The sequence below is a fragment of the Streptomyces sp. NPDC046876 genome, assembly GCF_040645035.1.
Lineage (GTDB): Bacteria > Actinomycetota > Actinomycetes > Streptomycetales > Streptomycetaceae > Streptomyces.
In genome coordinates, this window is the sequence record NZ_JBEYXK010000126.1 from 3,863 (window position 1) to 17,712 (window position 13,850).

Annotated in this window: 13 protein-coding genes; 10 read left to right on the forward strand and 3 right to left on the reverse strand. The window is 72.7% G+C overall.

Features of this window, described 5'->3' with window-relative positions; translation table 11 throughout:
- The first annotated feature begins 209 nt into the window (after positions 1 to 209).
- The 5 genes from ABZ924_RS34695 (at position 210) to ABZ924_RS34715 (ending at position 3,839) form a co-directional block, all read left to right on the forward strand.
- A complete protein-coding gene (locus tag ABZ924_RS34695; protein WP_361919045.1) occupies positions 210 to 1,040 on the forward strand; it encodes a phosphatase in 831 nt (276 codons plus the stop codon).
- A 114-nt stretch (positions 1,041 to 1,154) separates the two neighbouring features.
- A complete protein-coding gene (locus ABZ924_RS34700; RefSeq protein WP_008738568.1) occupies positions 1,155 to 1,364 on the forward strand; it encodes a helix-turn-helix domain-containing protein in 210 nt (69 codons plus the stop codon).
- A 161-nt stretch (positions 1,365 to 1,525) separates the two neighbouring features.
- Positions 1,526 to 1,624, forward strand: coding sequence for an AURKAIP1/COX24 domain-containing protein (locus tag ABZ924_RS34705; protein WP_003948845.1), 99 nt, complete (start codon positions 1,526 to 1,528; stop codon positions 1,622 to 1,624).
- Positions 1,625 to 1,725: 101 nt separating this feature from the next.
- A complete protein-coding gene (locus ABZ924_RS34710) occupies positions 1,726 to 2,805 on the forward strand; it encodes an NAD-dependent epimerase/dehydratase family protein (RefSeq protein ID WP_361919047.1) in 1,080 nt (359 codons plus the stop codon).
- A complete protein-coding gene (locus tag ABZ924_RS34715) occupies positions 2,805 to 3,839 on the forward strand; it encodes a lysophospholipid acyltransferase family protein (protein WP_361919049.1) in 1,035 nt (344 codons plus the stop codon). Before ABZ924_RS34710 ends, ABZ924_RS34715 begins: the two co-directional genes overlap by 1 nt.
- Positions 3,840 to 3,926: 87 nt before the next feature.
- On the opposite strand, the gene ABZ924_RS34720 is transcribed toward ABZ924_RS34715, so the two are convergent.
- The 3 genes from ABZ924_RS34720 to ABZ924_RS34730 form a co-directional block, all read right to left on the reverse strand.
- Positions 3,927 to 5,132, reverse strand: coding sequence for a DUF5667 domain-containing protein (locus tag ABZ924_RS34720; RefSeq protein ID WP_361919051.1), 1,206 nt, complete (start codon positions 5,130 to 5,132; stop codon positions 3,927 to 3,929).
- 328 nt (positions 5,133 to 5,460) lie between these two features.
- Positions 5,461 to 6,258, reverse strand: a complete 798-nt coding sequence (locus tag ABZ924_RS34725; protein WP_361919053.1) for an ECF subfamily RNA polymerase sigma factor, BldN family — start codon at positions 6,256 to 6,258, stop codon at positions 5,461 to 5,463.
- Between the two features lie 396 nt (positions 6,259 to 6,654).
- On the reverse strand, positions 6,655 to 7,653 hold the full coding sequence (locus tag ABZ924_RS34730) for an HAD-IB family hydrolase (RefSeq protein WP_361919055.1): 999 nt from the start codon (positions 7,651 to 7,653) through the stop codon (positions 6,655 to 6,657).
- A gap of 107 nt (positions 7,654 to 7,760) precedes the next feature.
- Here ABZ924_RS34730 and ABZ924_RS34735 point away from each other — a divergent pair, with 107 nt between their 5' ends.
- From ABZ924_RS34735 to ABZ924_RS34755, 5 genes are all read left to right on the forward strand, one after another.
- Positions 7,761 to 8,039: a glutaredoxin family protein gene (locus ABZ924_RS34735; RefSeq protein ID WP_361919057.1), complete on the forward strand. Its 279-nt coding sequence runs from the start codon at positions 7,761 to 7,763 to the stop codon at positions 8,037 to 8,039.
- A 272-nt stretch (positions 8,040 to 8,311) separates the two neighbouring features.
- A complete protein-coding gene (locus ABZ924_RS34740; RefSeq protein ID WP_361919059.1) occupies positions 8,312 to 9,133 on the forward strand; it encodes a redox-sensing transcriptional repressor Rex in 822 nt (273 codons plus the stop codon).
- Positions 9,130 to 10,833, forward strand: a complete 1,704-nt coding sequence (locus tag ABZ924_RS34745; protein WP_361919061.1) for a glutamyl-tRNA reductase — start codon at positions 9,130 to 9,132, stop codon at positions 10,831 to 10,833. Before ABZ924_RS34740 ends, ABZ924_RS34745 begins: the two co-directional genes overlap by 4 nt.
- Positions 10,830 to 11,798 carry a hydroxymethylbilane synthase gene (hemC, locus tag ABZ924_RS34750; protein ID WP_361919063.1) on the forward strand — a complete coding sequence of 323 codons (969 nt, stop codon included), beginning with the start codon at positions 10,830 to 10,832 and terminating at the stop codon, positions 11,796 to 11,798. The genes ABZ924_RS34745 and hemC overlap by 4 nt, the downstream gene beginning before the upstream one ends.
- Positions 11,795 to 13,471 carry a bifunctional uroporphyrinogen-III C-methyltransferase/uroporphyrinogen-III synthase gene (locus tag ABZ924_RS34755; RefSeq protein ID WP_361919065.1) on the forward strand — a complete coding sequence of 559 codons (1,677 nt, stop codon included), beginning with the start codon at positions 11,795 to 11,797 and terminating at the stop codon, positions 13,469 to 13,471. Before hemC ends, ABZ924_RS34755 begins: the two co-directional genes overlap by 4 nt.
- Positions 13,472 to 13,850 lie beyond the last annotated feature (379 nt).

Below are 13,850 nucleotides of genomic sequence, written 5' to 3' on the forward strand. Positions count from 1 at the left end.
GGTACGCCGGTACGCCGGTACGCCGGTACGCCGGTACGCCGGTACGCCGGTACGCCGGTACGCCGGTACGCCGGTACGCCGGTACGCCGGTACGCCGGTACGCCGACCCGGCGCAGCCTTGCGGGCGCGGTGCAGCATCGTTACGCCAACGGTGGGGCCGTTCCCCGTAATCGGTGATCCGGCAGGAGCGGTGCGGCAGCATCGGGGGCGTGTTGAGCACCGGCGCGCTGCGTGCGCATCTGCTGGCCGCCCGCCTCGCCGGGCCGATCGCGACGACCCGGGAGGAGAGCCTGCGCAGCTACCGGCTGTTCGCGGCGCGCGACCCGCGGGTGCTGCTGGGGCTGGATCCGGACGGGGACTGGGACGAGGGTGCCCTGTTGGGGCTGATGGCGGCCAAGTGCGGGGTCTCGGCGGATCCGGCGCAGGTCAGCGGCCCGGACGTGATCGATCCGGAGCGGACGGTGGCCGCCCTCGAGGCGTTCGCGCAGCGGCTGCGCGCGGCGGCCGGGGCGCGCTCGCCCGTGTTGTTCGGCACGGGTCACCCGCACCGTCTCCTGCAGTTCTACGCCAGTTTGGCCCGGGCGCTGTCGGCGGCCGGCTGTGTTGTCCTCACCCCTGCGCAGGGGGCAAGAGTCGACATGGCGACCCGGTTCGGGGTACGCACGCACTGCCTCGATTACGTACGGGGGGTCGCGCTGGTGCGGGAACCCGGCGCGCGGCCCCGCGGGAGTGCCACCGGCGCGCACACCCATTCACCGCTGCCGGTTCGGATCGCGCTCGGGGCCCTCGCGGACGCCGGAGGCCCGTTGCCGGAATTGGTGGTGGGGGACCACGGGTGGGTCTGCGGCGCAGGTCAGCTTGGTGTGGAGGCGATCGGCCTCGCGGATACGGACGACCCGGCGCTGTTCGTCGGAGAGGCCGAAGGGAGAATCGCGGTCGCCGTTCCGCTTGATGATGCGGTGTCCGCGGACTACTACCGACCGCTCACGCGGTATCTACTCGACAGGGCGAGCCTGCCGGGCGCGCAGGAGTGGCCGTAGCTCCTCTTCCCCACTCGTATCACACGCCCCTACTCTGGGGAGTGAGCGTGCGACGACGAGGAGTAACCGGAGGGGAAGCCGGTGCCCGTCATGCACGGAAGGTCAAGGTGTGTCATGGCTGCTGGCGAGAGGCCTCTCAGTGAGGTTCAGTTCCTGACCGTGGCGGAGGTCGCCTCGGTGATGCGAGTGTCGAAGATGACCGTGTACCGCCTGGTGCACAACGGTCATCTGCCCGCAATCCGGGTGGGCCGGTCCTTCCGGGTCCCCGAGAACGCGGTACACGAGTACCTCCGAGAGTCGTATGTGGGGGTGGAGTCGGCCTGAGCCTGAAGCCCGCGACACCTTTGGGTCACGTTCGATCCACTCGGATTACAAGCTCGGAGCTCGGGCGGGTAGGCTAGGCCGACGTAGGTCGTGTGGGCCCAGACGCCCCGCACCGATCCCCGCTGGCGCGGGGATGTTCCGAGAAGTGAGCGAGGGTAGTCGTGGGCTCTGTTATCAAGAAGCGGCGCAAGCGGATGGCTAAGAAGAAGCACCGCAAGCTGCTCAAGCGCACCCGCGTCCAGCGTCGTAACAAGAAGTAAACGGCAGCTGTACGTGTTCTCCGCAGCCCCTCCACCATCCTGGTGGAGGGGCTGCGGTGTAGCCGGACCAGGCGGGGGACGACGAGGAAGGCGCTGAGCTCGTGGGGAAGGTCGTGCTCGTGACCGGGGCAGCCCGGCAGCTGGGGGGCCGCTTCGTGCGGCGGGTGCAGCGGGACCCGGACGTCGAACGGGTGATTGCGGTGGACGCGGTCGAGCCCGCGCGCCCCCTCGGCTCCGCCGAGTTCGTCCGTACGGACATCAGACAGGTCTCCATCGCCCGCGTGCTCGCCGAGCACGCCGTGGACACCGTCGTCCATCTCGCCGTCACAGGCGGCAGCTCCGGCACGGGCGGCATGGGCAGCGCCGTCAAGGAGACCAACGTCATCGGGACGATGCAGCTCCTCGGCGCCTGCCAGAAGTCGCCCACGGTCCAGCGGCTGGTGGTGAAGTCCAGCACCAGCGTGTACGGGGGCGCCCCGCGGGATCCGGCCGTCTTCTCGGAGACCACCCAGCCGAAGTCCCTGCCGCCGGGCGGCTTCGCCAAGGACGCCGCCGAGGTCGAGTCGTACGTACGGGGCTTCGCGCGCCGGCGGCCCGACGTGGCCGTGTGCGTGCTGCGCTTCGCCAACATCCTGGGCCCGTACGCGGACTCCGCGCTCGCCGAGTACTTCTCGATGCCCGTCCTGCCCACGGTGATCGGCTTCGACCCGCGGCTGCAGTTCGTCCACGAGGAGGACGTGCTCGACGTGCTGCGGCTGGCCGCGCAGGAGCCGCGCCGCGGCACCCTCAACAGCGGTACCTTCAACATCGCCGGGGACGGTGTGCTGCTGCTCTCGCAGTGCGCGCGCCGCCTGGGCCGGCCGACGGTGCCGCTGGTCCTGCCCGCGGTGACCTGGGTGGGGGCGGCGCTGCGGGCCGTGGGGGTCACCGAGTTCTCACCGGAGCAGATCAGACTTCTCACGCACGGGCGGGTCGTGGAGACCACACAGATGCGGGAAGTGCTGGGATTCAAGCCCGTGTACACCACTGCGGAGACGTTCGCCGATTTCGCGCGCGGCCGGGGCGGCGGGCTGCTGCCGCCGGAGCGGGCGGCGCGCGCCGTGGACCGGGTCGCGGCCGTCTTGAACGTGGACGGGCCGAACGTCGGGGTTGCCGGAGCCGAAGAGGGAGCGCAGCGATAGTGGCGGACGCCAAGGTCATTCCGTTCGACGAGGACCGGCCGCGCCGGCGGGGCGCGGGGACGCGCAGGGTGCGGGCCGTGCCCGCGCCCGCGCCGGCCCCGGACGTCCTCGAGCCGGCCTCCGGGGCGGACCCGGAGGCGGCCGCGGACGGCGCATCCGGCGGCGCGCCCGGCCGGGCCGCCGGCGGTGACAGGCCGGCCTGGGACCGGCGGATCGCGGGCGGGCTGGCCTTCCTGCGGCGCCGTATCACCGGCGACTACGAGGTCGACGAGTTCGGGTACGACAAGGAGCTCACCGACCAGGTCCTGATGTCCTTGTTGCGCCCGCTGTTCGACAAGTACTTCCGGGTCGAGGTCAAGGGAATCGAGAACATCCCGGCCGAGGGCGGCGCGCTGATCGTGGCGAACCACTCCGGGACGCTGCCGCTGGACGGGCTGATGATGCAGGTGGCGGTGCACGACCACCACCCTGCGCAGCGGCACCTGCGGCTGCTGGCGGCGGACCTGGTGTTCATGCTGCCGGTGGTGAACGAGCTGGCGCGCAAGGCCGGGCACACCCTGGCCTGTTCGGAGGACGCGCAGCGGCTGCTGGAGGCGGGCGAGCTGGTCGGGGTCATGCCGGAGGGCTTCAAGGGGATAGGGAAGCCGTTCGGAGACCGGTACAAGCTCCAGCGGTTCGGGCGCGGCGGGTTCGTGTCGACGGCGCTGCGGGCGGGCACGCCGATCGTGCCGTGCTCGATCGTCGGCGCGGAGGAGATCTACCCGATGGTCGGCAACGCGAAGACGCTCGCGCGGCTGCTGGGCGTCCCGTACTTCCCGCTGACGCCGACGTTCCCGTGGCTGGGGCCGCTGGGGGCCGTACCGCTGCCGACGAAGTGGACGATCCAGTTCGGGGAGCCGATCGCGACGGACGGGTATCCGCCGGAGGCCGCGGAGGATCCGATGCTGATGTTCAACCTGACGGACGAGGTCCGCGAGCAGATCCAGCACACGCTCTACAAGCTGCTGGTGCAGCGCAGATCCGTCTTCTTCTGAGCGCTCTTCTGCTGAGTGCGTTCCGATCGGACGTGACGAGGTGCTCGGCCCCCGCGGGGACCGAGCACCTCGTCGTACGCCGTGCCCTTACTCGGTGTTCTCGGCCTTGAGGCCCAGGCCCGGGAGGAGGCCCGGGAGCAGGGGCGGCAGGGTGATCTCCGGCTGCGGCAGGGCCGGGGAGGCCGACGGCGCCGGGCTGCCCTGGCCCGCGGACGGGTGCAGGAGGTCGCCGGTGCCGCCGAGGAGGCCGCCCGGGGCCTGCGAGGGCCGGTCGCCGGACGCGGGCGGGGCGGCCGGGGCCTGGCTGCCCGCGGGTGCGGGTGCGCCCTGGCCCGGTGCGGACTGCTGCGTCCCGGCGGGCGCGCTCGGCTTGGCCGGCGTGCCCGATCCGCGGCTCTGCTCCGGGGCCTTGGGGAGCAGGGCCTGCAGGGGCGCCACGTCATCGTCTATGGCCTGGAACACCGACTCGACCTGTCCGCCCACGTCGGTGAGCTGGGCGGGGAGCTTCTGCCGGAGCTGTCCCCACGCGTCGCGGTGCGAGCGGGAGAACGTGGACAGCGTCTGGATCGGGCCGAGCGAGCCGTCCCTCTCGTAGGCCGCCTGCAGCAGCCGGTGGCCTTCGGAGGCGTCGTGCCGCATGCCGTCCAGGGCCCGGCGGATCGCGGTCAGCGATTCGTGGTCCAGGTGGCCGGTGCGGCCGCGCTCCATCAGCCGGCGCGCCTCGAACAGGCGGTTGGACGCCTGGTCGAGGTAGAGCTCGCCCCGGTCGGCGTCCTCGTCGGCCATGCCGAGCTTGAGGTCCTCCATGCCCCGCTTGACGGGGTAGAGGGTGTCACCGGGCAGGGCGTCCGTGCTGGCAGCGGCCACTCCGCTGAAGGCCCCCGCGGCCACACCCACGGTGAGGCCGCCTGCTGCGATGCCCTTGGACCAGCGGGTGCGGGGCCGCAATTTCCGGAGCGGGGCCGCCCGGTGGGCGCCGCGGCCGGCCCGCTGCTCGGGCAGCTGAGGGTCCGAGGCGGCACCGCCTCCGGCCCTCTCCTCCATCACCATGGCCTCCATGGCGGCCACGAGCTGGGCTCGTTGCACCACTTTGACCTCGGGGTCCAGCACCGGGCGCGGCAGCTCGCCGAGCACGCTCGCCAGGTCCAACAACCGTTCGTGGTCGGCAGGTTCGGCAGGTGCCTCGGACTGCTCGGCCGCCGGGTCCGGTTCGGAAAGGTCGGATGGGTTCCGATCCTCCAGGGCCTGGGCGAAGGCGTTCGCCCGCCGGTGCGGAGTCACGTTCGCGATCACTGGCGGCACCTCCTCTCGTCATGACGATCGACTCCCCAAGGTGTCCGGAAGGTTGCCTTCCTTGAGCACATCCACCCTTTCGAGTGAGCGGCTTCGGGCAGGGCGTGTCCACAGGGAGCCTGCATTCCGCACAACGAGCGGCGCGGCAGTTGGGTTACGGACGAAGGATGATCGGACCACAGCGTCATCGAGGGGTCACCGGTTGTGTGGATGGTGAGCGGTCGGGAGGGGTGGGGGGAGAGGAGCACCGGGGAGGCGGGAGGAGGGCGGGGCGGGGGCGCGGGGGCCGGCGGAGTCGGGAGGCGGTGAGGTCGGGAGGTCGGGAGCGTCAGCGGGCGTCTTCCGGCAGCAGGCGGGCCAGCGTGCGGACCGCGCGGTACTGGAGGGTCTTGATGGCGCCCTCGTTCTTCCCCATCACCCGGGCCGTCTCGGCGACCGACAGCCCCTGCAGGAAGCGCAGGGTCACGCACTCCTGCTGCTGGGGGTTGAGCTTGCGTACGGCTTCCAGCAGGGCCGCGTTGGAGAGCGATTCCAGGACCGAGTCCTCGGGGGACCGTTCCACCTCGTTGGCGTCCAGCATCTCGCCCGTGGTCACCTCCAGGCGGAAGCGGCTGGACTTGAAGTGGTCGGCGACCAGGTTGCGGGCGATCGTCACGAGCCAGGCGCCGAAGTCGCGGCCCTGCCAGGTGAAGGTGGAGATGCGGCGCAGCGCGCGCAGGAAGGTCTCGCTGGTGAGGTCCTCCGCGGTCGCCTTGCCGCCGACGCGGTAGTAGATGTACCGGTAGACCGTGTCGCTGTACTGGTCGTAGAGCCGGCCGAAGGCCTCGGCCTCGCCGGCCTGGGCCCGCTCGACCAGGTCCATCATGCGGGCCTGGTCGCTGTCCGCGGTGGGGCGGCGCGCGGCCGGTGCGCTCGTGCCGGTGGCGGCCGCGCCGCCCGCGCGGGCGCGTCTGCCCACCGTCGCTCCGCCGTCGGTCAGGGCATAGCAAGGACCGGCCGGGCCGAGGCCGGCAGCGGCGAAGGCGGGGACGGCGTACGCGGTGGGGACGAAGCCGCGCAGGTGGTCGAGGACCGTTGCGCGCAGCGTAGCCAGGCCCGAGGCGTCAACCCCGACAGGTGGGTACACGGGACTCCCAGAGGCAGAGCTTCCATCACGTGCAGTGCGAGACCGTTCACCCGTCGTGGCGACAGATGGGCGGCGGCATGCGTTTGAGGAGAATAACGCTTCGTACAGGCAGCACTACACCCAGTTGCTCAAATCACCGATTCCGACACTTCTGTTGCGTGTCGAAGGCATATTCGGTCGCAATTGGTGATCGCTTACTGATCGGTTGGGTACGCGGAATGGGCGCTTCCACGGTGGCTCGCGACCGAGTCGGGCAGGCGTGCGTGCCCTCCCGCACCTGCGGGTAAGGCTGGGGGAATGTCCGCCGGGCGGCGGGCCGACAGTGGTGCGCAGCGCGCCGGAAGGGCCCCGGCCTGCTCCGATGCAGGCGGCGGCCCGACTGCGGTACGGCCGGGGCTACTTGCGGCGGCGGTGCAGGGCGATGGCGGCGGCCGCGCCGCCCGCGATCGCGCCGACTCCGGCGGCCGCCGGAACGCCCACCTTCACGGCCTTGCGCCCGGTCCGATAGTCGCGCAGCCGCCAGTCGTGCGCCCGGGCATGCTTGCGCAGTTTTGTGTCGGGATTGATCGCGTACGGATGCCCGACCAGTGACAGCATCGGAATGTCGTTGTGCGAATCGGAGTACGCCGCGCAGCGCTCCAGGTCGAGGTTCTCGGCCGCGGCCAGCGCGCGCACCGCCTCCGCCTTCGCGGGGCCGTGCAGCGGCTCGCCGACGAGGCGGCCGGTGTAGACGCCGTCGACGGACTCGGCGACCGTTCCCAGCGCCCCGGTCAGGCCGAGCCGGCGGGCGATGATCGTGGCCGTCTCGACGGGCGCGGCCGTGACGAGCCAGACCTTCTGGCCGGCGTCGAGGTGGGCCTGGGCCAGGGCGCGGGTGCCCGGCCAGATCCGCTCGGCCATGTACTCGTCGTAGATCTCCTCGCCGATGGCCATCAGCTCGCTGACCTTGTGGCCCTTGACGATGGACAGGGCGCTGTCGCGGGCGTCCTGCATGTGCTCGGGGTCCTCGACGCCGGCGAGCCGGAACCAGGCCTGCTGCCAGGCGAAGCGGGCGAGCTCGCGGCGGCGGAAGAACTCCCGCTTGTACAGGCCGCGGCCGAAGTGGAAGATCGCCGCGCCCTGCATGACGGTGTTGTCGAGGTCGAAGAAGGCGGCCGCGAGGTCGTCGCCGGCGACCGGGAACTCCGGCTCGGCGGGGGTGGCGGGTGCGGTCGGCTCGGCGGGTTCCGCGGGGGCGGACGGCCTGGATGGCTCGGTCGGCGCAGGCAGGGGTGCGGCCTCCGCTTCGAGGCACTGCGCGGTCTTGCGGGCGGCCTCGGCCGAGGCCTCGCCTGCCAGCACGCTCCGCGCGGTCGCGGAGCGCCTACGGGGGGTGAGCCATCCCAGAGCGGCCATGACGCGAGCATAGCCATTGTGTTCGGGAGTTCCCGAACCGAAGGGATGCCGGGGGCGTGAACTCTTCGGTGCCGGGGTGTTACGGGGCGGCGCGCGAGAATGGGTGCATGAGCCCTTTGCTGCGTCGTAAGGAAAAGAAGCTGCCCGGCGAGCGGATGGTGACGCTGGTCGGCAAGCCGGGGTGCCACCTGTGCGAGGACGCGGAGGCGGTGGTGGAGAAGGTCTGTGCCGAGGTCGGGGCGCAGTGGGAGAAGAAGGACATCACCGAGGACGAGGAGCTCCACCGGCGCCATTGGGAGCAGATCCCGGTGGTACTGATCGACGGCGAGCAGCACACCTTCTGGAGGGTGAACCCGGAGCGGCTGCGGCGGGCGTTGGGGGGCTGAGCGCCGACCGGCTAGCATCGTGGGCGTTTTGTGGGGTCTCGGGGGCGTATTGATGAGGAGTGTGTACCGTTTTGCGCCCCACGGGATTTGAACGGGTTCGGCGTGTTGTGCGTTCCCGCCCCGCGCGCCCGGGGTGCGTGACCCCCATCACTTTGCACGGACAAAGCGGACACAATCTTTGTGCACGCGTTCACAAAGACATAGCCTGCTGTCGACGGGGCGGTCCAGGGACAAGTGGCCGCCCACAGCCCCGCTCATCCCGCAGGAGCATCGTGGCAACTGGCCGAACTCACCGACCGGCGACCCGCAGCCGAGGTATCCCCGAGGCCACCGTCGCCAGGCTTCCGCTGTACTTGCGCGCCCTGACCGCGCTCTCCGAGCGCTCGGTCCCCACGGTGTCCTCCGAAGAGCTCGCGGCGGCCGCCGGAGTGAACTCCGCCAAGCTCCGCAAGGACTTCTCCTACCTGGGCTCCTACGGCACCCGCGGTGTCGGCTACGACGTCGAGTACCTCGTCTATCAGATCTCCCGCGAGCTCGGCCTGACCCAGGACTGGCCCGTCGTCATCGTCGGCATCGGCAACCTCGGCGCGGCCCTCGCCAACTACGGCGGCTTCGCCTCCCGCGGCTTCCGCGTCGCGGCCCTCATCGACGCCGACCCGGCCATGGCCGGCAAGCCCGTCGCCGGGATGCCCGTCCAGCACACCGACGACCTCGAGAAGATCATCGAGGAGAACGGCGTCTCCATCGGCGTCATCGCCACCCCGGCCGGCGCCGCCCAGCAGGTCAGCGAGCGGCTGATCGCCGCGGGCGTCACCTCCATCCTCAACTTCGCGCCGACCGTGCTGTCCGTCCCGGACGGCGTCGACGTGCGCAAGGTCGACCTGTCGATCGAGCTGCAGATCCTCGCCTTCCACGAGCAGCGCAAGGCCGGCGAGGACACCGCGGCGCCCGCCGGTCCCGGCGAGGGCTCCTCCTCCGGCTCCGGTGCGGGCGCGGGCGCCGGTGCGGCTCCGGCCGCCGCCGTGCTGCCCCCGGCCTCCGGCCCCCGTAAGAACGGCCCCGAGGGCGACGTCCCGGCGGTGATGCCGGCATGAGCCTGCTCGTCGTAGGCCTGAGCCACCGCAGCGCGCCGGTCAGCGTGCTGGAGCGCGCCTCCCTGTCCGCGGACGCCAAGGTCAAGCTGCTGCACGACACCCTCGCCGCCGAGCCGGCGACGGAGGCGGCGGTGCTCGCCACGTGCAACCGCATCGAGCTGTACGCGGACGTGGACAAGTTCCACGCCGGTGTCGCCGAACTCTCCACGCTGCTGGCCCAGCACAGCGGAGTGGCTCTGGAGGAGCTCACTCCCTATCTGTACGTGCACTACGAGGACCGCGCCGTCCACCACCTCTTCTCGGTGGCCTGCGGCCTGGACTCGATGGTCGTCGGCGAGGGCCAGATCCTCGGCCAGATCAAGGACACCCTGGCCCTGGGCCAGGAGCTCCACACCGCCGGCCGGCTGCTCAACGACCTGTTCCAGCAGGCGCTGCGCGTCGGCAAGCGGGCGCACTCCGAGACCGGCATCGACCGGGCCGGGCAGTCGCTCGTCACCTTCGGCCTGGAGCAGCTGACCGCCGGGCGCGAGCCGGTGGAGTCCTGGGCCGCGGGCAAGCGGGCGCTGGTGATCGGCGCCGGCTCCATGTCCTCGCTGGCCGCCGCCACCCTGGCGCGCGTCGGCGTCGCCGAGGTCGTCGTGGCGAACCGGACCGCGGAGCGCGCGGACCGTTTGGTCGAAATTCTGGTTGCCTCAGGCACAGGGGTGGCCGCCCGGGCCGTGCCCATGGCCGGTGTCGCCGACGAGCTGACACGAGTCGACGTCGTCGTCTCCTGTACGGGCGCCACCGGACTGGTGCTGACCGGCGACGAGATCGCCGCGGCCGTCGACGGCGCGGTCGCCGAGGAATCGGCCGCCGCGGCCGCAGCAGTCGACTCCGCCGCCGGGCCCGCGCTCGACGGGCTCGACCCCGAGGTCGTCGCACGGCTCGCCGCGGTGGCCGCCGCCGGCGGGCGCCTCGCCGACCTCGGCGGCGCCCGCACCATCAGCGCCACCGTCGCCGCCGGTGACGGCTGCCCCGCCGACGCCCCGGCCACCGCGGCCACCGCCGCCGCCGGCCGCGCCGCGCTCACCGGGGTCGACGCCACCTCCCTGGAACTGCACGGCACCTGGGCCGACCAGGGCGAGGCCGCCGCCCACCGCCAGCCCCGCAAGGACACCGCCGCCGGCGCCCGCGGCCGCACCGACGGTGCGCCCGTACGCCTGGCCCTGCTGGACCTGGCCATGCCGCGCGACATCGACGCCGCCGCCCACCGGATCCCCGGCGTGCGCCTCGTCGACATCGAGTCGCTCGCGGAAGCCTCCGCCGACGCGCCGATGGCCGCCGACGTGGACGCCGTACGCGGCATAGTCGCCGACGAGGTGGCCGCCTTCGGCGCCGCCCAGCGCGCCGCCCACATCACGCCGACCGTCGTCGCCCTGCGCGCGATGGCCGCCGAGGTCGTCGCCATGGAGGTCGCCCGCCTCGACGGCCGCCTGCCCGAACTCGACCAGCGGCAGCGCGCCGAGGTCACCCAGACCGTACGGCGCGTGGTGGACAAGCTGCTCCACGCGCCCACCGTGCGCGTCAAGCAGCTCGCCAGCGAGCCCGGCGGCGCCGGCTACGCCGAAGCGCTGCGCGAACTCTTCGACCTCGACCCGCAGACGGTGGCCTCCGTCAGCCGGGCCGACCATGACCACGACCCAGGACGGGCCTCATGAATTCACGTTCCGACCAGCCCCTCCGGCTCGGCACGCGGCGCAGCAAGCTGGCGATGTCCCAGTCCGGGCACGTCGCCGACGCGGTCCGCGCCGTCACCGGCCGGCCCGTCGAGCTCGTGGAGATCACCACCTACGGCGACGTCTCCCGCGAGAACCTCGCGCAGATCGGCGGCACCGGCGTGTTCGTCACCGCCCTGCGCGAGGCGCTGCTGCGCGGCGAGGTCGACTTCGCGGTGCACTCGCTGAAGGACCTGCCGACCGCGCAGCCCGAGGAGCTCGTGATCGCGGCCATGCCGCTGCGCGAGGACCCGCGCGACGCGCTCGTCGCCCGCGACGGCCTGACCTTCGAGCAGCTGCCCGACGGCGCCCGCATCGGCACCGGTTCGCCGCGCCGCACGGCGCAGCTGCACCACTACGCGCGCGCCCTCGGCAAGCGCATCGAGACCGTCGCCATCCGGGGGAACGTCGACACCCGGATCGGCTACGTGCGCGACGGCGAACTCGACGCCGTCGTGCTCGCCGCCGCCGGACTGAACCGGATCGGCCGCAGCGACGAGGTCACCGACCACCTGTCGGTCGACAACGTGCTGCCCGCTCCCGGTCAGGGCGCCCTGGCCGTCGAGTGCCTCGCCTCCGACGAAGACCTCGTCGCGGCGCTCGGGCAGCTCGACGACCCGCACACCCGGGCCGCCGTGACCGCCGAGCGGTCCCTGCTCGCCGCCCTGGAGGCAGGCTGCAGTGCGCCCGTGGGCGCGCTGGCCGATCTTCTGGCCGACGGCCAGATTGTCAATGAAATGCGCCTGCGCGGCGTCGTCGGAACCCTCGACGGCGCGACGCTCGTGCAGCTGTCCACCACCGGTCCCGTGCCCCAGTCGTACGACGAGGCCATGGCGCTCGGCCGCGAACTCGCGGACGAGATGCTGGCCAAGGGCGCGGCCGGTCTGATGGGGGAGCGATCGCTTTGAACCCCTCACGTCCGACCACCACCTCCGCTCTTCCGGTCGCCGCCACCGGGCACGGGCACGTCACCTTCCTCGGTGCCGGCCCCGGTGACCCGGGTCTGCTGACGCTGCGGGCCGTCGAGGCGCTCGCCGCCGCGGACGTACTGATCGCGGAGCCCGAGGTGCTCGAGGTCGTACGCACGCACACGCGTGCGGGAGTGGACACGCCGCAGCTGACGATCGCTGACGAGGCGTCAGCGGCCGCCGGTGTTCCGGTGATCCGGGATGCGAGCAATCTTGTCATGGAGGCCGCGCGGTCCGGCAGGCGGGTCGTGCGTGCCGTCACCGGCGACCCCGGGCTCGACGGGAACGCCGCCTCCGAGATGCTCGTCTGCGCGAACGAGGGCATCCCCTTCGAGGTGGTGCCCGGTGTCGCGACCGCCGTCGGCGTGCCCGCGTACGCGGGTGTGCCGCTGCGCGGCGAGCAGGGCGCGGACGTGCGGTTCGTCGACGCCCGGACGGCCTCGGCGCGGTGCTGGAGCGAGGTCGGTACGAGCACGGGCGTCGTGGTCGTCTCCGCGACGCTGGAGACCGTGCCGGGTGCGTGCGCGGAGCTGGTCGCCGCCGGGCGCGCCGCCGACACGCCGCTGACCGTGACCGTGGCCGGTACGACGACGCGGCAGCGGACGTGGAACGCCACGCTCGGCACGATCGCCCAGGTCTTCAAGCAGGGCAAGGTCCTGCCCTCGCCCGAGGGCGCCCGCCCCGTGATAGCCGTGGTCGGCGATCAGGGGGCCACGGCCGGGCGGCGCGAGGAGCTGGCCTGGTTCGAGTCGAAGCCGCTGTTCGGGTGGCGGGTGCTCGTGCCGCGCACCAAGGAGCAGGCCGCCTCGCTCTCCGACCAGCTGCGTTCGTACGGCGCGGTCCCGCACGAGGTGCCGACCATCGCCGTGGAGCCGCCGCGCACGCCGCAGCAGATGGAGCGCGCGGTCAAGGGCCTGGTGACGGGCCGGTACGAGTGGATCGCCTTCACCTCGGTGAACGCGGTCAAGGCGGTCCGCGAGAAGTTCGAGGAGTACGGGCTCGACGCCCGGGCCTTCGCGGGCATCAAGGTCGCCGCGGTGGGCGAGCAGACCGCCGCCGCGCTGGTGGAGTTCGGCGTGAAGCCGGATCTCGTCCCGAGCGGTGAACAGTCCGCGGCCGGGCTGCTGGAGGACTGGCCGCCGTACGACCCGGTCTTCGACCCGATCGACCGCGTCTTCCTCCCACGGGCGGACATCGCGACGGAGACGCTGGTGGCGGGCCTGATAGAGCTGGGCTGGGAGGTCGACGACGTCACGGCCTACCGGACCGTGCGGGCCTCGCCGCCGCCGGCGGACACGCGCGAGGCGATCAAGGGCGGCGGCTTCGACGCGGTGCTCTTCACGTCGAGCTCGACGGTTCGCAACCTGGTCGGCATCGCGGGCAAGCCGCACAACGTGACGGTGATCGCCTGTATCGGGCCGGCCACGGCGAAGACGGCGGAGGAGCACGGCCTCCGCGTGGACGTCCTGTCCCCCGAGCCGAGCGTGAGCAAGCTGGCCGAAGCCCTGGCGGAGTACGGCGCGGCGCGCCGCGAGGCCGCCAAGGAGGCCGGCGAGTCGGTCTCCCGCCCGAGCGAACGCCGCCCGGGCGCCCGCCGCCGCCGCACCACCTAGCCCCGGGCCGGTTCCCTGGGGCTCTGCCCGAGGGACCCCGGCTCCGCCGCCTCCCGGGGGCTCCGCCCGAGGGACCCCGGCTCCGCCGCCTCCCGGGGGCTCCGCCCGAGGGACCCCGGCTCCGCCCGAGGGACCCCGGCTCCGCCCGAGGGACCCCGGCTCCGCCGGGCACCGGGCTCTGCCCGGACCCGCGCCTCAATCGCCGGCGAGGCTGGTTTTGCCGGACCCCCGGCTCCGAAGCCCACCCCCCGCTGTCGTAGCGGGGGGTGGGCTTTTTCAGCCTCGCCGGCGTTTGAGGCGCGGGGTCTGGGGCGGCGCCCAAGGAACCCGGCTCCGCCGGGCACCGGGCTCTGCCCGGACCCGCGCCTCAATCGCCGGC

Bases quoted from the DNA above. Each gene is read 5' to 3' on its own strand.
- ABZ924_RS34700 (WP_008738568.1), top strand. From the start codon at position 1,155: ATGGCTGCTGGCGAGAGGCCTCTCAGTGAGGTTCAGTTCCTGACCGTG.
- ABZ924_RS34730 (WP_361919055.1), bottom strand. From the start codon at position 7,653: ATGGCCGCTCTGGGATGGCTCACCCCCCGTAGGCGCTCCGCGACCGCG.
- ABZ924_RS34735 (WP_361919057.1), top strand. From the start codon at position 7,761: ATGAGCCCTTTGCTGCGTCGTAAGGAAAAGAAGCTGCCCGGCGAGCGG.
- ABZ924_RS34745 (WP_361919061.1), top strand. From the start codon at position 9,130: ATGAGCCTGCTCGTCGTAGGCCTGAGCCACCGCAGCGCGCCGGTCAGC.
- hemC (WP_361919063.1), top strand. From the start codon at position 10,830: ATGAATTCACGTTCCGACCAGCCCCTCCGGCTCGGCACGCGGCGCAGC.